An 18,144-nucleotide genomic window follows, 5' to 3' on the forward strand; every position below is an offset into this window, starting at 1 on the left:
ATCGGTAATATTACGTACATAGGTGACATCGTAGCCAGAGAAGCGCAGGTAGCGGTTAATCACGTCAAACGCAACATAGGTTCGGGCATGGCCGACGTGGCAATAATCGTAAATGGTGATACCACAAACATACAAACCAACTTTGCCTGGCTCAATCGCGTTAAACACTTCTTTTTTACGGCTTAGGGTATTGTAGATTTGTAACATGAGTATCCTCAAAACGACGTTATAACGGCTTAACATTCAGCCCGCTAGTGTACCACCGGCAAACTGCAGCCGCTATCCTTGCTTTATGAAATGACCCGGCTGAGTTACAATAGCCGCACTTAAACAGAGGACACAATTCAATGATTAATTTACATACCAATTATGGCGTTATCACCCTTAATTTATTTGCTGACAAAGCGCCGGTTACCGCCGAAAACTTTATCAGCTATGTTAAAGATGGTTTTTTAGATGGCACTATATTTCACCGGGTGATTGACGGCTTTATGATCCAGGGCGGTGGCTTTACCCCGGATATGGATCAGAAAGAAACCAAAGCCCCCATTAAAAATGAAGCCAACAATAAAGTGCCGAATAAAAAAGGGACTATTGCCATGGCGCGGACTAACGATCCGCATTCCGCCACCTGCCAGTTTTTTATCAACATTGCCGACAATAGCTTTTTAAACCACACTGCTGAATCAAGCCAGGGCTGGGGCTATTGTGTGTTTGGTGAAGTCACCGCTGGTATGGATGTAGTTGATAAAATTCGCCAGGTAAAAACTGGTCGTGTTGCCGGTCACAGCGATGTGCCGCTTGAGCCGGTAGTCATTGAAAAAGCGGAGTTGCTGGCGTAAGTCGGCGCGCTCGATGCCAACAGCACATACCCTGTTTATCGCAGATTTGCATTTAGCAGCAGACCGGCCCGACATTACTGCGGCCTTTCTGCAGTTTCTCAGCGAGAAAGCCATTGCCGCCGATGCTCTGTATATTCTGGGTGACTTATTCGAAGTCTGGATTGGCGATGATAATCCAGAGCCGCTACTTGATACGGTAGCAACGGCTCTGGCCGCGTTAAGCAAGACCGTACCCATCTACTTTATTCACGGTAATCGTGACTTTGTATTGCGCCAGCAATACGCTCATCGTGCCGGCATGCAGTTATTGCCGCAGCAGCAGGTCATTGACTTGTATGGCACCCCGACCCTCATTATGCACGGTGATAGCTTATGCACTATGGATATTGCTTATCAGCGGTTTCGTAAATGGTGGAACCAGCCCTGGTGGCAATGGATGTTGCTAAAAACGCCGTTAACATTCCGTCAGGGTATTGCAGCCAAAGCCCGCCGAAAAAGCGCAGCGAATAAGGCTCGTTATGCGGCACAGCAGCAAGTGCAAATTATGGACGTGACACCAGAGGAGGTGCCTAGAGTGATGGCGAACGCCGGCGTACTGAAACTGATCCACGGCCATACTCACCGCCCCGCAGTGCATCAGGTTGACGTAAATGGCAAACCTGGTGAGCGTTATGTTTTAGGTGACTGGTATAGTCAGAGTAGTTATTTAACCGTATCGCCTGATAACTGGCAGCTGGTATTTACGCCGCTGACTGATCACTAGCGGCATGCTTTGGGCAGCCGCTGTGAAATTTAAAGTCAGGATCCGGGTTACTAATTAATTCCGCTTCCACCTTGCCAAAAAAAGCTACCCGCTCACTAATGTCGGCCTCAGCAATGTGCTCGGCTAATGACAGATAGTCTTGATAATGCCGTGCTTCAGAGCGCAGTAACGAAATATAGAATTCCGCAATTCGGGCCGGAAGTAATGGCGCCAGCCTGGCAAAACGCTCACACGAGCGCGCCTCAATGAAAGCACCGCAAATCAGTTTATCAACCATTGCCTGTGGTTCATAGGTGCGGACATGGCGCAGCATGCCTTTTGCATAACGGCTGGACGTGGTTTTTTCATAACTAATGCCATTAGCTGCCATTACCTCAAGTACCTGATAAAAGTGATGCAGCTCTTCTTTAATCAGCAGCACCATTTTATCAATTAAATCCTGAGCATACTGGCTGCTTGCCTGAGGGATCATCGATTTTTTCAAGCTAAGCCCCGCTAAAGCCCGCCAGTCACCTTGTTGACGATACGTAAAATCTTCAAACGGTTTCAGCCATTGCAGCAAGGCATCAGCACTACTGTCATCCACCGCATACCGGCGAATAAGATACATGGCACTTTGCGCCGCTTTTAATTCGCAAATCAAATGGTCCCGCAACAAGATAGGCAGATTCTCTGGTCGTGCTGCTTGCTCCAGCCACGCGTCGGGTGTTGTGCAACCTAAAAAGTGGTTTATTGGTTGTAACAGTTGTAGCCATTCACTGCGTTGCATAGTTTGAACTGAGTCTTAAAAAGTTGCCGTATTATACCCAAAGCACCGGCAACGACCAAGTTTGATCTGGATGGTTGCTTTGTTGAAAATTAGTGCAAGTTGCTTGACGAATGCACAAGATTTAGTCATAACTGAGATAAGGGTGGCTTAGTAACCTAGTTGCCCGATATGAGGGGCGTAGTAAAAAGGATAATAATGATGATACTAAACCATTTATGGGGCATATATGCCCACCCGAAAGAAGAATGGCATACCATTGATGCCAGACATGAAAGTTTTCGCTACAGCATGGCGCACATCATGATTGTTGCGCTGATACCGGCAATCTGTGCGTATTTCTCTGCCGTCCACTTAGGTTGGAGTATTGGGGTTGGTGACCCAATAAAGCTTACGTCGCAAAGTGCATTAATTATGTCTGTTGCGATGTATTTTGCGTTAATTATAGGCGTATTTACTCTGGCGTTACTGGCACACTGGATGGCCCATACATTTGGCGCTGAGCCAACGTATACCCAGACCGTAGAGTTATGCTCTTACACCTCTACCCCCCTGTTTATGGTAGGGTTTGCCGCACTTTATCCAGAGCTGTGGTTTGTGGTAAGTGTCGGCCTGGTGGGCTTAGCGTACTCAGTATATTTGCTGTACGTGGGTATCCCTATTTTAATGCACATACCGGAAGAGCGCGGCTTTATCTATGCCAGCTCCGTGGTTACCGGTGGGTTAACCTTGTTGGCGGTGTTAATGGCGACAACCGTTATCTTGTGGATGTCGGGCTTTGGCCCAACTTATACTCACTGACAAATTTTAGTAACACAGACCCACACTGACTAAAAAAGGCGCCTGAAGCGCCTTTTTTATTTTGAAACCGCAAACTAAGCCGCAATTAACCTTCGTTATAGGTTTCCAGATTTGTGGCCATGGACATTGCAGTATGGGCTTTGGCATCATCACTGCGTGACTGATCAAGCCGGTTTAAATAATCCTGATCTATATCATTGGTCACATAGTGGCCATCAAACACCGAGGTTTCAAAGCGCTTAATCTCTGGGTTTTCAGAGCGAACCGCGGCGATCAGATCAGGCAATGACTGAAATATAAGGCCATCCGCGCCAATGGTTTCACAAATGCTTTCCACATCGTGACCATGAGCAATTAACTCATTGGCCGAAGGCATATCAATGCCGTACACATTCGGAAAGCGGATTTCCGGTGCTGCTGAAGCAAAGTAAACTTTCTTAGCGCCAGCTTCCCTGGCCATTTCAATAATCTGGCCAGAGGTGGTGCCCCGCACTATTGAATCATCGACCAGCAGTACATTTTTGCCTTTGAATTCCTGCCAGATCGCATTAAGTTTGCGCTTGACCGATTTTTTGCGCTGCACCTGACCCGGCATAATAAAAGTACGACCGATATAACGGTTTTTGACAAAACCCTGGCGAAATGGCAACTCAAGTTCATTAGCTATTTCTAACGCCGCATCGTTACTTGTTTCAGGAATAGGGATTACCACATCAATATCAAGATGCGCCCACTCCCGCTTAATTTTCTCGCCCAGCACCTTACCCATCGCCACTCTGGAGGCATACACTGAAATATTATCAATGGTAGAGTCAGGACGGGCAAAATAGACGTATTCAAAGATACACGGGGTATAACTCGGGTTCTCGGCACACTGCTGACTGAATAACTCGCCTTGTTCAGTAATGTAAACCGCTTCACCCGGGGAGATATCCCGCAAAACCGTAAAGCCGTCTGCATCAAGCGCCACACTCTCAGAGGCAACCATGTATTCAGTACCCGCGGCCGTTTCCCGCTTACCCATCACCAGCGGTCTGATGCCATTGGGATCGCGAAACGCCACCAGGCCATGACCAATAATCAACGCTACCGCCGCATAACCGCCCCGTATTTTGCGGTGCGCGCTGGCCACAGCATTAAATATCTGCTCCGGCTCCAACTGCATTGTCGATTTTGCTTGCAGTTCATGCGCCAGAATATTCAATAAAATCTCAGAGTCAGAGGTGGTGTTAATATGACGACGAGCCAACCTGAACATATCTTCTTTCAGCTCGTGAGAATTGGTTAAGTTACCGTTATGGGCCAGGGCAATGCCAAATGGGCTGTTAACATAAAACGGCTGGGCTTCCGCAGTACTGGATGACCCTGCGGTAGGATAACGAACATGCCCTATACCGATGTTACCCGATAATCGCTGCATGTGGCGGGTTTCAAACACGTCTTTAACCAAACCATTGGCTTTACGTAATCTGAGGGTATTGTTATCAACTGTGACAATACCTGCGGCGTCCTGGCCCCGATGTTGTAACACTGTCAGACCATCATATAGCGCCTGATTAACCGGATACTTACCTACGATTCCAACGATACCACACATTGATTATTTCCTCGCCAGCCTTAAGGCTTTTGCATAAAACTTGAATGATTTTCCAGATACTCAAAAAACCATTCGATGATAAAACCAAACTCGGGGATCAACACAGACTGCTGCCACCACAACGCTTGTGCTGCCGGGGTGAACGCGTCCATAAAAAACAATACGGCACTGACAACCAATACGCCGCGAAGTGCGCCAAATACCAGCCCGAGTACCCTGTCGGTTCCCGACAAGCCGGTACTTTGCACCAATTTAGCGATAACAAAATTAATCAGAGCGCCCAGGATCAGCGTACAAATAAAAAGAATGGCGATAGCCGACGCATTGCGGATAGTAGGATCAGTGATATTGGTAAAGAGTGTTGCAAGTTTTGGGTAGTACTGACTGGCGATGAAAAATGCCAGAAACCATACTACCAGAGAGATAGCTTCTTTGACGAAACCACGGATCAGACTGATAACAGCCGATAAGGCAATAATTGCCAGTATAACAAAATCAACCCAAACCATTTGCTACCAAAGGATGCCTGATGACGGCGCGCATTCTATCAAACCGGCTCTAACTTGGCTAATTATTTTCAGTCACCTGATAACGGCTTACGACCAGGCGAGCTATTCCGGTCAGTTGCTGTAATTGCTCAACCTGTTGTTCAAGAGACGCTTTTCGAAGTTCGGGCCCCACTAAAACACTGGTCAATTTCTGACCATTGCTATTGGTAATATTCCGGGTAAACGTGGCATAACCTTCCTGGCGAAGTTTCGCGACCAGGGCATTGGCATTTTGTGGATTGCTAAAGCTGCCTACGCGAACCACCCAGGCATTCTCCGCCATAAGGTTGCCTGCGGCAGGCTCCGTTGGCGTTTCCGGCTTTGCAGCGGCAATAGCGTCGTTTGGCGCAGTTACGGTCACCTCGGCATAGTCTTGGGATGGCAAGCGTTCAGCTTCGTCCTGAGCGGTTACTGAACCGTCAGCGGTTTCGCTATCCAGCGCATTTTCCTGCATCTCACGTACTGCAGCAACATTGCTGGAACGGTCAAATTCCGCCTGATCAAAAGCATCAGCTTGCTGAACTCCCTGAAATTCGGGGCGATCGGGTATTACTTTAAAATCATCTTTTACCACTTGTTTTTCACCGTCGAGTAAATCAGGTAAAAAAATGATACCGGCTAGTATTAAAATAGTGGCACCTAGTAGTCTGTGCTTAAAGCCTGCGGTCATGTTGCCTCCTGATCATAGCTTGCCAACACCGCTGAAACCGTGACAAATGAGCCAAAAATAACAAGTAAATCATCCTGTTGCTGTAATTCGCGTGCAGAACTAAATCCACTGGCCACGTCAGGATGCTGTTGACAATCAGCCTGCACCAGCGCCTGCGCCAATTGTGCTGCGGCAGCGCCCCGAGGACCAGGCAGACTGCTAAGATGCCATTGATCAATTACAGAGGTCAAGGGTGCCAGGGCCTGTGCTATGTCTTTGTCTTTTAGCATGCCAACCAACGCAATCACTTTGCCGTACCCCGGCTTTAGCTCTGTCAGCTTGTTGGCAAGATAACGGGTCGATTGCGGATTGTGCGCTACATCAATGATAATCGCGGGTTGGTGTTGCAAAAACTGCATCCGCCCTGCCAAGCTGAGCGTTGCAAGCACTCTGGCTAACTCTGCCTGCTCAGGTAACAATGATAGCTGGCTTAATACGGCCAGACTGGTCGCGACATTTTGTACCGGCAGTCCCGGCAGTGGCAGTTGCTGGTAATTGACAGCGCCACACTGCCAACTCCAGCTATCTGCTGCTTGCTGAAAAAAATAATCCTGATTAACCCGAAGTGCAGCACAATTAAGCGCAGCTGCTCTGGCAAGAACACTGTCTGGTGGCAGTAATTCGCCAATAACCACTGGTTTATCCTGGCGAAACACGCCGGCTTTTTCAAAACCTATACTCTCCAGATCATTACCCAGCCAATCCTGATGGTCCAGATCAATGGTGGTAATAACACTGATGTCAGGACTGACAATATTGGTTGCATCCAATCGTCCGCCAAGTCCCACTTCTATCAGGCAGAAGTCGACCGGCTGTTTCTGCAGAATAGCGAAAGCCGCCAGGGTGGTAAACTCAAAATAAGTCAGTCCAATGTTGCCCCGCAGCGTCTCAACGTTGCTCATGGCGTCAACCCAGTGCACGTCGTCGACGTCCTGGCCATTTATCCGCAGACGTTCGTTAAATCGCAACAAATGAGGTGAACTGTAGACACCGACACTAAAGCCCTGGGCTAACAATAATTGTTCCAGAGTACGCGCGGTGGAACCTTTGCCGTTGGTGCCGGCAATCAGAATCACCTTGCCGGGTAGCTGCGCAAGCTCTGCGCGCCTGGCAACTTCAGTCACCCGGCCCAGGCCCAGTTCAATTTTGTCGATGGGATGGCTTTGCTCAATGAAATAAAGCCAATCGGCCAGAGTGTGACACGATTGGCTTGACGTTAAGGTATCAGGCATATTTTCCTAAGTATATTCCTAAGCTGCGTCGTGCTCAGATACCGGGGCTGGCAACTGCATAAACTTGGCCATAAGACGGGCAATAGTATCGCGCATTTTCCGCCGGTCAACAATCATATCAATCGCACCATGCTCAAGCAAAAATTCACTGCGCTGAAACCCTTCCGGCAGCTTTTCCCGCACGGTCTGCTCAATAACCCGTGGTCCGGCAAAACCAATCAGTGCTTTGGGTTCACCAATATTAATATCACCTAACATCGCTAAGCTGGCAGATACCCCACCCATGGTAGGGTCGGTAAGCACAGAAATATAAGGTAAGCCCTGCTCACTGAGCTTGGCCAGCGCAGCTGACGTTTTCGCCATTTGCATTAATGAGAAAAGTGCCTCTTGCATCCTGGCACCACCACTGGCTGAAAAACAAACAAAAGGCACTTTATGGGTCAGTGCATATTCCACACCCGCGACAAATTTGGCACCGACTACCGACGCCATAGACCCGCCCATAAACTCAAATTCAAACGATGCGGCAACCATTGGCATACCATGCAACGTTCCGTGCATAACAATCATGGCATCTTTTTCATTGGTTTGTTTCTGAGCTGCGGTTATCCGATCTTTGTAGCGTTTGCTGTCTTTAAACTTAAGTAAATCCTGTGGCTCTAATTCGCCAGCCAGCTCCGTCGTAGAGTGGCTGTCGAAGAAATGGTTAAGCCGGGTACGGGCATTTACCCGCATATGATGATCACACTTCGGGCACACCCCTAAATTACGATCCAAATCGGCTTTATACAACACCGCATCACAGGCGCTGCATTTGGTCCAGACGCCCTCGGGAATATTACGGCGCGCCGAGGTAGAGGTTCTGGGCAGGATTTTTTCTAACCAACTCATAATACATTCCTATCTACAGGGATAAGGCGTTAGACCTAATAATAGACAAAATACGTCAAAAAACGCCGAAATAAAACTAAACGGCTGCTATTAAAGCATAAATACCCGCTGTCAGAATATAGAAAACTGGTCTTAGCAGCAGTTATAAAAATAATGGTCCTGGTGCAACGTTTGGGATAGCATAAGTTTCAGGGTAGTCGACATCAACCAGATAGAGTCCGCCCGGCTTCGCGGTTGCCGCTGCCAGATTGCGATTGCGGCTTTGCAGTAATTCGTTCAACCAACCTACAGGCTTCCGACCCATGCCTATCTCGAGCAAGCTCCCGGTAATATTTCGCACCATATGATGTAAAAAGGCATTGGCTTTAATATCCAGCACAACATAGTCGCCTTCCCGGCTTAGTTGCAAATGATGAACATTACGATATGGCGTTTTTGACTGGCATTGCATCGCCCGGAAGGCGCTGAAGTCATGTTCGCCTATTAATGCTGGTGCGGCTTGTTGCATCAGGTTGATATCCAGTGGCTGGTGATAGTGACTCAGCCCTGAGCGCAGAATCGCGGGCCTGAATTTTTGGTTGTAAATAATGTAACGATAGCGTCTGGCGGTAGCACTGAAACGGGCATGAAAATCGTCAGATACCGGCTTGGCCCAGCGCACAGCGATTTGATCGGGCAGGTGACTATTGGTACCCATTATCCAGGCTTTTGCGTCGCGCTGCACCTCAGTATCAAAATGAACTACCTGGCCGGTAGCGTGCACACCGGCATCAGTGCGACCTGCACAAAACACTTCAACCGGGCTGTTGGCAACCTTAGCCAGCGCCATTTCCAGCTCTTGCTGCACACTATTTACTTCTCGCTGGCGCTGCCAGCCAAAGAAGCCGGTGCCATCATATTCAATTCCTAGTGCTATTCGCATGGGGCCCCCTCTGATAAACCGCGGCGATTATAGCGCAGAGTCCGCAGGATAACAGCCCGGCAATCAAGCGGGCTCTGGGTTGGCTTTATTTGGTTTTTAGCTGAAGCGCTTTTGCTTCAGTTTTAACATGCTCGGGAGCGTCTGAATCAAGCATTTCAGTAATAATATGACTGGCACTTTCAAGGTCATCTATCTCAATATAAGCCCGCACCAGATCAAGTTTGGCGCCATAGCCATTATCTTCTTTATCAACATCCTGCGGGTTGTCATTGCCGATCACATCAGCAAATTCGTCTAACCCGACATCTACGTTTAATTGTTCAAAACGGCCATCATCCTGCTGCGCTTGTTCAGTGCTGGCCAGTAAATTATCAATCTCGACAAAGTCATCATCAGACAATGCCACTGAGCTCTCGTCATCCGTTGCCGGGTTGAATACGGAGTCAACATCCAGGCTTAATTCTTCGCTATCGTTAGCTGTTGTTTGAGCCATCGCTTCCAGTTCAGTGAGCAGGTTGTCAAACTGACTGTCATCGAGCTTTGCCAGGCTTTGGTCTGCTTCAGGATCAGCGGCGGCCAGCGATACACTGACGCTGTCGGCAGGCAACGCCATATCATCGTCGCTGGCTTCTTCGTCAGTGAGTTCAAGGTCCGGATAGCTATCCAGTATTTTACTCGGATTTTCAACGGATAAGGCAGCTTCAGATGGTTTTGAAACAGAATCATCTTCGTTGTTTTGTAAATCCGGTCCTTCGTTATCGGGCCCCTCGTTATCAGCAAGGGTATCGTTATCGTCAGCCAACTCATCAGCGTCAGCTTCTGCTGTGTCGGTTGCCGTTTCATCGGATGGCGTTCCGTCGATTGGCGTGGACTCGGGCTCAGCGGCTGCAACTTGTTGTAACAACTCATCAAGCTCTGCACTGAGTAATTCAGAGGCCTGATCATCATCTGCGACATCCGGTTTCTCACGTTGCTCATCGTCTTCTAACGCCAGAGATTCTGCAAATGCATCAAGCTCAGTCCGGTCAAAGTTCTGATCTTCAACCAGGTTGCTAATCTGGGCATCGGTAAACTCGTCATTACTCAGCTCACTGGCAAACTGCTCATTAACTAACGCCTCGCTGTCATTGTCGGTTTCCACCAGGATGTGTTCATCCTCGCTTATGTTAAGATCAGTCTCGTCATCCAGTTCGGTTACAGGCTCAGCAAGGTGCTCTGCCTCAGCCATCGGCACGCTGTCATCTGAATCATCCGGAAGATCAAGTTCAATTTCTTCCAGCAACTCTTCCTCAATTTCCTGCGGCTCTAACTGGTCAGGTTGTAACAGGTCGTGTTCTGATACCGGTTCAGCCGCTGCAGAGGGCATGTCCTGTTCATCAAATTCAATGACATCTTCATCTTCCGTGGCAGCCAGCTCTTGCTTTAACTGATCTTCAGCGACATGCTGCGGCGCAGCGACTGATATATCTGCGTCATCATTGCCCAGATCAAACTCGTCTTCATCAAGTTCTATAATCGTATCGTCGTCATCTTCTGCCAACAGTAATGCGTTTAAATCACTGTCTGATAGAATATTGTTGGCATCAAATTCACTCGCTGCTGGTTCATCAGTCAGCTCAGGTGTACCCAGAACATCGTTTAGCAGATCATCTTCAGCAGCAGTGGTTTTTTGTTCGCCTGCGCTCAGTAAACTGTCGTCATCCAGTAGGATATCGTCGTCTAATAGATCACTGTCATCCAGCAAGGCATCATCGTTAAAGTCGGGCAAGCTATCGTCCAGTACGTCGGCTGCGCCGAAATCACCACTATCTGCAAATGCATCGTCAAGCAAGCTTTCATCGATATCAAATAAGCCGCTATCGTCTGCATCATTGTCATCCAGTGGCGGTAAAGGCGACTTGTAGTCTGCCGGCGGCACAGCGGAACTGGTCGCGGCAACTACCGCAGCCTCGGTTTGCTGGCCACGGCGTTTTAACCACAAGACGACCAACGATAGGATAATCAGTGCTGGAATAGACGCTGCCAACACCCAGGTTATCGGGTTATTGAAGATACTGGCACTTTGCTCCTGCTCTGTAGCCAATAACTTGGCAGCCTCTGCTGCCTGCTGTTCCTGTGCCTGCTGCGCGGCAAGGATGTCAGCTTGTTGCTTTAGCAACGTGTTTAATTGCTGCTGCAAACTACTGTCTTCGCCTAACTGCTGTTGCAGCGCTAACAACTCGGTCTGAACCTCAGTCAAGGTAGACTTCAACTGGTTATTTTCTCTGGCAATCGCTTCTATCATTAGCAGCGAATTGCCAAACTGATCTTTTAATTCGGTAAGCTGTTGTAATTGTGCAGCAGACACCGCGGAACTCTGGGCCTGTTGAGCATTATTTTGCTGAGCACTATTTTGCTGAGGGTTAGCCTGACGGCTGGCGCGCGCTGCCCAGGCCCTGTCATCGGCATCTGATTTGGCACGTGCAACGTTATTATCCACCAAGCGGATTTCCCGCAGCTGAGGTAATTGTATGGTAGAGCCGGGACGCAGATGGTTCAGATTGCCATCAATAAAGGCCTGAGGGTTTTTCAGGTAAATAGCATACATCACCTGATAGGTGCTGACATTAGCGCCTTCAGGTTTAACTTGCTCAGCAATTCGCCACAAGGTGTCGGTAGCACTTAGCGGCCCTAACTGCCGCTGCATAAGCGCAGTGTCTGCGCTTTTAGGACCTCGTAAAGGCGTTGACGCAGGTTCATCAGCAAATGCACTTGCCGCCAGCAGCGCCGAAAAATTGACAACTAACAATAAAGACAAGAGACGAAGTGGCATTACCTTTCCTTACCCGGGCAACTTATACTGAGTTATGCTTTATGCATGACAACACTGGTTTATTCCAAAAAACTGATGCAAACAGCGTTCCAAGATCTTCAAACAGCGTTCCAAGATTAATACACTATTTACCAATAATGTGCTCAGCAAAATATAAAACAGTAACGACATTGTTACCAGCATAACCCTAAACCAGAAAAAAGGCTCCATTTGGAGCCTTTTATTACAGGTAATCGCTGATAAGATGCTCAGCAATCTGAATGCTGTTGGTAGCGGCGCCTTTTCGAATGTTATCGGCGACTACCCACAGATTAAGGCCATTTTCATGGGAAATGTCCTGCCGGATGCGGCCGACAAATACTTCGTCTTTACCAGTAGCACTACAAACCTGAGTGGGAAAGTCAGCATTATCCTCAAGTAGCACAACGCCAGGTGCATCGGCCAGTAATGCTTTGGCATGTTCCACGCTAATGGGCATCCGGGTTTCAATGTGTATTGCTTCTGCATGACCATAAAATACCGGTACTCTTACCGCCGTCGCATTTACCGCAATACTGCTGTCGGCAAATATTTTCTGGGTTTCCCAATGCATTTTCATTTCTTCTTTGGTGTAGCCGTTATCCATAAAAACATCAATTTGTGGAATAACATTAAACGCGATCTGGCGGGCAAACTGGCCTTCGCCCTCCAGTGGCCGGCCGTTCATCAGTTGCACCGTTTCTGACGCCAGTGCATCGACGGCTGACTGCCCTGCTCCACTTACCGACTGGTAGGTTGCCACATTAATCCGGCTGATCCCCACCGCGTCATAAATCGGCTTTAACGCCACTAACATCTGAATTGTTGAACAGTTTGGATTGGCAATAATATTGCGGTTACGAAAATCAGCGATAGCCGAAGCATTTACCTCAGGCACCACCAGCGGAATATCTGCATCGTAGCGATAGTGTGACGTATTATCGATAACGACGCAGCCGGCATCGGCGGCTTTTGGTGCGTAAATGGCAGAAACACTGCCTCCTGCTGAAAACAAACCGATTTGCGCCTGGCTCCAGTCAAAGCTGTCGGCATCCAGTACCGTTATTTTCTCGCCTTTGAAGGTCACGGTGCCACCGGCAGAACGACTACTGGCCAGCGGAAATAATTGTGCTACCGGGAAATTACGTTGCTCCAGAATTTCTATCAAATGTTGCCCAACCAGACCAGTTGCGCCTAAAATCGCCACATTGTATTGTGATGAGTATTGCGATGTCATGCTTAAACCCCTTTTTGCTGACTTACAAAGCCTAACTGCATCATCCAGGCCGGTATCTGCGTGCCAGTCAGTTGTACTGAGCTGAACTCACGTCTCGCCGGATATGACTTTCGCAACCAGTCAAACCCTTCCCGCTGAATATGAAAACGGAATAACGCATCATCCCGGCGCACATCATATAACATCCTTGCCAGATTTTGGACATCTGGAAGCCCAAAATTTTCAGATAATTGCACCTTGGCCACAGCGGGTAGTGGTAACAGGTGTTCTAACTGGCACAACGGTGCCTGTCCCAGTAGCTGACAAAGTTGCTGATAGAGCATCGCAGTGCCCCGGGCCTTACCTTCAATACTGTGGCCGGCAATATGGGCTGTGGCAAGGTCAAGATAAGGTAACAATGCTTGCAAAATCGCCGGCTCACTCTCCCAGACATCCAGCACTACTGGCCGGTGACACTGCTGTAGTGCATTTAGCAATGCCTGATTATCGATAATGGCTCCCCTCGCGGCATTGATCAGGGCACATTCAGGTTTTAGCAATGCCAGTGACGCCGAATTTAATAAATGCCGGGTTGGCGTCGGCCCAGCTGTTACCATAGGTGTGTGAAAACTGATAATGTCTGCCTGGCGACACACATCTGAGAATGATGTATGGACAAAATCCGCCTCTGCTTGCGCTCGTGGCGGGTCACAAAGTAACACTTTCATGTTCAGCGCTGCAGCAGCCTCAGCCAGACGCTGGCCAATATTGCCAACACCGACAATACCCAGCGTTTTGCTATTCAGCCGCCACTGGTATTTTTCAGCCAGAGACCATAATGCGCTTAGCACATACTCCAGCACCGACTGGGCATTGCATCCGGGTGCTGAACTGAAACTCACCCCACGCGAGGTCAGATAACGTTGATCAATATGATCCATGCCAATGGTCGCAGTGCCGACAAAGCGTAATCTCTTATTCTCAGCCAGTAAGCTCTGATCAACTGTTGTCACTGAGCGCACCAGCAATACTTCTGCGTCTGCTAACTCACTGGCTTGCACCGTACGACCATTAAACAGGGTTACCGGACCAAGATGACCAAAAAACTCTGTTACCAGCGGCATATTCTCATCAGCGTATATGTTCATCTACACTCGTTTTTCTCTTTAAAGTGACCAAATAATGGGCGTTATCCTGGCACGGGCACAGTCTGGCAAAAAACAAAAAGCCAGACGAATGTTCGCCTGGCTTTGTTTACTGCGACTGGTCAGCAAATCAGGGGCGATAACGTTGCATGACTAACGTGGCATTGGTACCACCAAAGCCGAAACTGTTCGACATTATAGTATTAAGCGTCGCGTCTTGCGCTTGTTTGATAATGTTCAGGCCAGCGGCTGCCTCATCCAGTTCAGTGATGTTAATTGAAGGCGCGATAAAATTGTGCTTCATCATCAGTAAAGAGTAAATAGCTTCATGCACTCCAGCGGCACCGAGGGCATGACCGGTCATGGCTTTGGTAGCACTGATTGCTGGCGATTGACCGGCAAACACCTGCTGAATGGCGGCAAGCTCTTTGACATCACCCACCGGAGTACTGGTACCGTGAGTGTTTACGTAGTCAACCGGGCCTTTAACACCTTGCATCGCCATTTCCATACAGCGCACCGCGCCTTCACCACTGGGGGCAACCATATCAAAACCGTCTGACGTTGCACCATAGCCGACAATTTCACCATAAATTGTCGCGCCTCGAGCCAGGGCATGCTCAAGTTCTTCTACCACCACAATACCGCCACCACCACTTATTACAAAACCGTCGCGCTGTGCATCATAAGTGCGGGAAGCAAGCTCTGGCGTCTCATTATAACGGCTGGATAAGGCGCCCATCGCATCAAATTCCATGGCCAGGGTCCAGTGCACTTCTTCACCACCACCTGCAAATACCACATCCTGCTTACCCAGTTGAATAAGTTCAACCGCATGGCCGATACAATGAGCACTGGTCGCGCAGGCTGAACTGATGGAATAGTTCACCCCTTTTATCTTAAACGGCGTTGCCAGACAGGCAGAGCAAGTACTGGACATCGTTTTTGGCACGGCATAGGGGCCAACACGTTTAACCCCTTTTTCACGAAGGGTATCCGCCGCCTCAATTTGAGTTTTTGAAGATGCGCCACCAGAGCCTACAACAAGGCCAACTCGTGGATCAGAAATTTGTTCTGCCGTTAAGCCCGCATCCGTCATCGCTTCCTGCATGGCAATGTAAGCATAAGCGGCCGCATCGCCCATAAAGCGCATCGCTTTGCGGTCAATATGTTCTGCGGGATTTATTTTAATATTACCCCAGACCTGCGAGCGTAAACCAAATTCAACAAACTCGGGCGAAGCCGTGATACCAGAGCGGCCTGCTTTTAACGACTCCAGCACTTGCTCCTGATTATTGCCAATGCTTGAAACAATACCCATGCCAGTGATAACGGCTCTTTTCATCTTTGCTCCCATGTCTGCTCATCGGCAGAGAAAATAATTATAGTGCTGCGTATTGTACGGACTTTGCAGCAAAAACTGGTCAGCTTTCAGCGTACAGCTGTACACTTTTCAATTTTGCGTCAGCTTCGGGTAAACTACAAGCCGATTTTTCAGCCGGACACCACGATGCCATCGCTAAACCATGCCAATATCCACTTTAACCAACAGGGTACCCCAGTTGCCACTGATTTTGACGACATATATTTTTCAAATGATGGTGGCATGGCAGAAACAGACTATGTTTTTTTACACCATAACGGGCTGCCTCAGCGCTTTGAGCAACATAGCGAACCCTATTTCCATATAATAGAAACTGGCTTTGGCACCGGCGCGAACTTTTTATTAACCTGGCAACGCTTTCGCCAGTTTCGCCAGCAACATCCCGCGGCACAGTGTCGCAAACTCTATTTTTCAAGTTTTGAAAAATATCCCCTTACTTACCGTGATCTTAGCCAGGCATTGCAGCTGCATACCGCGCTTGGCGAACAGTGTCGGTTGTTGCTGGAACAATATCCTCCGGCAATAGCCGGATGCCAGCGGCTGATTTTTGACGAAGGCAGTGTTGTTTTAGATCTGTGGCTGGGAGATGTTAACGAGCTATTGCCACAACTGCCCGCACAAAGCCGTGCCGATGCGTTTTATCTCGACGGCTTTGCACCTGACAAAAACCCACAGATGTGGCAACAAACCTTATTTGACAATATGGCAAGGCTTAGCCATGACGAGACAACCGTTGCTACCTTTACCTGTGCTGGCGTGGTGAAGCGTGGTCTGCAGCAAAGCGGCTTTGCCATTAAAAAAGTAAAAGGCTTTGGCCGTAAACGAGAGATGCTTACCGCGTCATTTAAAGCGCCAGAAGCCGTCCTTGAAGTACAAAGCGTAGCAAAAAAAAGTAGTACCACAGAGCAAGTATGTATTGTAGGGGGAGGCATTGCGTCAGTTTGTCTGGCATTGCAACTGGTCGAAAAAGGCATTGCAACCAAACTTATCTGTGCAGACCATACCGTGGCCCAGGGTGCGTCTCATAACCTGCAGGGCGCAGTTTATCCAAACTTGCACCCCATGCCCACTTTAGCCAGTCTGCTACATTGCCAGGCATTCCATTTTGCCCGGAATTTTTATCAACGCCTGGCAGCACAGGGCGTACCGTTCGCAATGCAGTGGTGTGGCGTGTTGCATCTCGCGACGAATCCGGCCCTGATACAACGTCAGCAGAAAATAGTCGACCGCGCGTCCTGGCCAACCGAATTGGTTTATCCGGTAACGGCTGAACAGGCAAGTCAGATTGCCGGGGTGGCACTTGAGCATAGCGGCATTTTTTTGCCGCAAGCCGGCTGGCTGAGTCCACAACAGTTTTGCCAGGGGGCATTGGCATTTTTGCTGCAGTCCGGGTTATTTCAAGTGAAATTTAGTAGTAAAGTCACGGCAATAAGTGCCACTGCAGCCGGTACCAAGCAAGCACCACTTTGGCAAGTATGGTGCCAGGGCGCTGCCGCCCCTGGCACATACTCAAAACTGGTATTAGCCAATGGCGCCGATATTACTCAATTTAGTCCTGGCAGCCATTTACCGGTTAATCGGGTCCGCGGCCAGGTTAGTCATGTGAAGAGCAATGGCATGCAGGCACTTAACACCGTGTTATGTCACAAAGGCTATATCACACCAGCGCTGGATGCATGCCATGCAGTCGGCGCCACGTTTGATCGCCATGCCAGCTCGGCTTTTATTTCAACAGCAGATGATGATGAAAATCTGGCCCTGGTCAACCAGCAGTTGCAACAGCCAACATGGTTTGCCGACGCAGTAGCAACTGATGCAAGAGCGGCGTTCAGAGCCACCGTACCCGATCACCTGCCATTGCTTGGGGAGCTGGCTAACCAGGACGGCTTATATGTATTTGGCGGCTTAGGTGCGCGCGGCATCCTACTGGCACCCTTACTGGCAGAAACCTTGGCCTGTCAGATCGCGGGACAGCCCGCCGCCATGGCCGCAGCTAATTTATCGGCCATTGCTCCTGAACGATTTACTCCAGCAGCAAAAGCCTGAAAACAATCTGGCGATGGCTATTTAGCCAAACCGCTGTTTCTGCTGGTCAAAGTCGGCTAAAGTTTGGTATGGTTAGCCGGTACTATCGCACTGCACACAAGGAAATAAAAATGCGATCTTTAGCTCTGTTTCTGGCTTCTGCTCTGTTGTCTTCAGTTTCATTGAATGTCTCTGCAGACAGCTTCTATAAGGTTCCGCTCACTGCTGATGCTCGTGAATTTGCCAGGCTTGAAAATAAGCTGCCAGCAGTGCTTAGCTACTTTAGCCGCCAGTCGATGGCCGAGCTGCAGGACTTTTACCGCCAGCAATTGGGAGAGCCTGACAACAGCGCGATGGTCCACAATCGGTTAAATTTGTATTACCGGGTGGATCAGCAGCAAGTCAGAATACTGATCTCTGAGCAAAATGATTGGCGCCAGATTGATATCATGGTGCAATAAACCAAACAATTA

At 48.8% G+C, this 18,144-nt stretch carries 17 protein-coding genes; 5 read left to right on the forward strand and 12 right to left on the reverse strand.

Annotation, left to right across the window (positions count from 1 at the left end):
• Positions 1 to 207, reverse strand: a 207-nt coding sequence (locus tag ABY802_RS06970; protein WP_372626314.1) for a class I tRNA ligase family protein, incomplete at its 3' end; no start/stop codon positions are given.
• Positions 208 to 347: 140 nt separating this feature from the next.
• Here ABY802_RS06970 and ABY802_RS06975 point away from each other — a divergent pair.
• Positions 348 to 842: a peptidylprolyl isomerase gene (locus ABY802_RS06975; RefSeq protein WP_372626315.1), complete on the forward strand. Its 495-nt coding sequence runs from the start codon at positions 348 to 350 to the stop codon at positions 840 to 842.
• Positions 843 to 855: 13 nt separating this feature from the next.
• The gene (locus ABY802_RS06980) at positions 856 to 1,605 is read left to right on the forward strand and encodes a UDP-2,3-diacylglucosamine diphosphatase (RefSeq protein ID WP_372626316.1); all 750 of its coding nucleotides are present in this window, start codon (positions 856 to 858) and stop codon (positions 1,603 to 1,605) included.
• Here the strand turns inward: ABY802_RS06980 and miaE are convergent.
• A complete protein-coding gene (miaE, locus tag ABY802_RS06985) occupies positions 1,583 to 2,374 on the reverse strand; it encodes a tRNA isopentenyl-2-thiomethyl-A-37 hydroxylase MiaE (RefSeq protein ID WP_372626317.1) in 792 nt (263 codons plus the stop codon). The two genes, ABY802_RS06980 and miaE, sit on opposite strands and share 23 nt — an antisense overlap.
• Before the next feature lie 195 nt (positions 2,375 to 2,569).
• On the opposite strand from miaE, the gene ABY802_RS06990 reads away from it, so the two are divergent.
• On the forward strand, positions 2,570 to 3,172 hold the full coding sequence (locus tag ABY802_RS06990) for a Yip1 family protein (protein WP_372626318.1): 603 nt from the start codon (positions 2,570 to 2,572) through the stop codon (positions 3,170 to 3,172).
• Positions 3,173 to 3,257: 85 nt separating this feature from the next.
• On the opposite strand, the gene purF is transcribed toward ABY802_RS06990, so the two are convergent.
• From purF to fabB, 10 genes are all read right to left on the reverse strand, one after another.
• Positions 3,258 to 4,769: an amidophosphoribosyltransferase gene (purF, locus tag ABY802_RS06995; protein WP_372626319.1), complete on the reverse strand. Its 1,512-nt coding sequence runs from the start codon at positions 4,767 to 4,769 to the stop codon at positions 3,258 to 3,260.
• Positions 4,770 to 4,789: 20 nt separating this feature from the next.
• On the reverse strand, positions 4,790 to 5,278 hold the full coding sequence (locus tag ABY802_RS07000; protein WP_290611162.1) for a CvpA family protein: 489 nt from the start codon (positions 5,276 to 5,278) through the stop codon (positions 4,790 to 4,792).
• A 58-nt stretch (positions 5,279 to 5,336) separates the two neighbouring features.
• Complete coding sequence (locus ABY802_RS07005; RefSeq protein ID WP_372626320.1) at positions 5,337 to 5,987, reverse strand: SPOR domain-containing protein; 651 nt, start codon at positions 5,985 to 5,987, stop codon at positions 5,337 to 5,339.
• Positions 5,984 to 7,258 (reverse strand): bifunctional tetrahydrofolate synthase/dihydrofolate synthase, encoded by a 1,275-nt coding sequence (gene folC, locus ABY802_RS07010; RefSeq protein WP_372626321.1) that lies wholly within the window; start codon positions 7,256 to 7,258, stop codon positions 5,984 to 5,986. The genes ABY802_RS07005 and folC overlap by 4 nt, the downstream gene beginning before the upstream one ends.
• 18 nt (positions 7,259 to 7,276) lie before the next feature.
• Complete coding sequence (accD, locus tag ABY802_RS07015; RefSeq protein ID WP_372626322.1) at positions 7,277 to 8,149, reverse strand: acetyl-CoA carboxylase, carboxyltransferase subunit beta; 873 nt, start codon at positions 8,147 to 8,149, stop codon at positions 7,277 to 7,279.
• Between the two features lie 142 nt (positions 8,150 to 8,291).
• Complete coding sequence (gene truA, locus ABY802_RS07020) at positions 8,292 to 9,071, reverse strand: tRNA pseudouridine(38-40) synthase TruA (protein WP_372626323.1); 780 nt, start codon at positions 9,069 to 9,071, stop codon at positions 8,292 to 8,294.
• Positions 9,072 to 9,156: 85 nt separating this feature from the next.
• Positions 9,157 to 11,883 (reverse strand): FimV/HubP family polar landmark protein, encoded by a 2,727-nt coding sequence (locus tag ABY802_RS07025; RefSeq protein ID WP_372626324.1) that lies wholly within the window; start codon positions 11,881 to 11,883, stop codon positions 9,157 to 9,159.
• A 223-nt stretch (positions 11,884 to 12,106) separates the two neighbouring features.
• Positions 12,107 to 13,138 carry an aspartate-semialdehyde dehydrogenase gene (locus ABY802_RS07030; RefSeq protein WP_372626325.1) on the reverse strand — a complete coding sequence of 344 codons (1,032 nt, stop codon included), beginning with the start codon at positions 13,136 to 13,138 and terminating at the stop codon, positions 12,107 to 12,109.
• 2 nt (positions 13,139 to 13,140) lie between these two features.
• The gene (locus tag ABY802_RS07035; RefSeq protein ID WP_372626326.1) at positions 13,141 to 14,265 is read right to left on the reverse strand and encodes a 4-phosphoerythronate dehydrogenase; all 1,125 of its coding nucleotides are present in this window, start codon (positions 14,263 to 14,265) and stop codon (positions 13,141 to 13,143) included.
• A 127-nt stretch (positions 14,266 to 14,392) separates the two neighbouring features.
• Positions 14,393 to 15,607 carry a beta-ketoacyl-ACP synthase I gene (fabB, locus tag ABY802_RS07040; RefSeq protein ID WP_372626327.1) on the reverse strand — a complete coding sequence of 405 codons (1,215 nt, stop codon included), beginning with the start codon at positions 15,605 to 15,607 and terminating at the stop codon, positions 14,393 to 14,395.
• 165 nt (positions 15,608 to 15,772) lie between these two features.
• Here fabB and mnmC point away from each other — a divergent pair, with 165 nt between their 5' ends.
• Together mnmC and ABY802_RS07050 are read left to right on the forward strand one after the other, a co-directional pair.
• Positions 15,773 to 17,692: a bifunctional tRNA (5-methylaminomethyl-2-thiouridine)(34)-methyltransferase MnmD/FAD-dependent 5-carboxymethylaminomethyl-2-thiouridine(34) oxidoreductase MnmC gene (gene mnmC, locus ABY802_RS07045; RefSeq protein WP_372626329.1), complete on the forward strand. Its 1,920-nt coding sequence runs from the start codon at positions 15,773 to 15,775 to the stop codon at positions 17,690 to 17,692.
• 110 nt (positions 17,693 to 17,802) lie between these two features.
• Positions 17,803 to 18,132 (forward strand): hypothetical protein, encoded by a 330-nt coding sequence (locus ABY802_RS07050; RefSeq protein WP_372626331.1) that lies wholly within the window; start codon positions 17,803 to 17,805, stop codon positions 18,130 to 18,132.
• The last annotated feature ends 12 nt before the right edge of the window (positions 18,133 to 18,144 follow it).

Source organism: Arsukibacterium sp. (assembly GCF_041616895.1).
Taxonomy (GTDB): Bacteria; Pseudomonadota; Gammaproteobacteria; order Enterobacterales; family Alteromonadaceae; genus Alishewanella.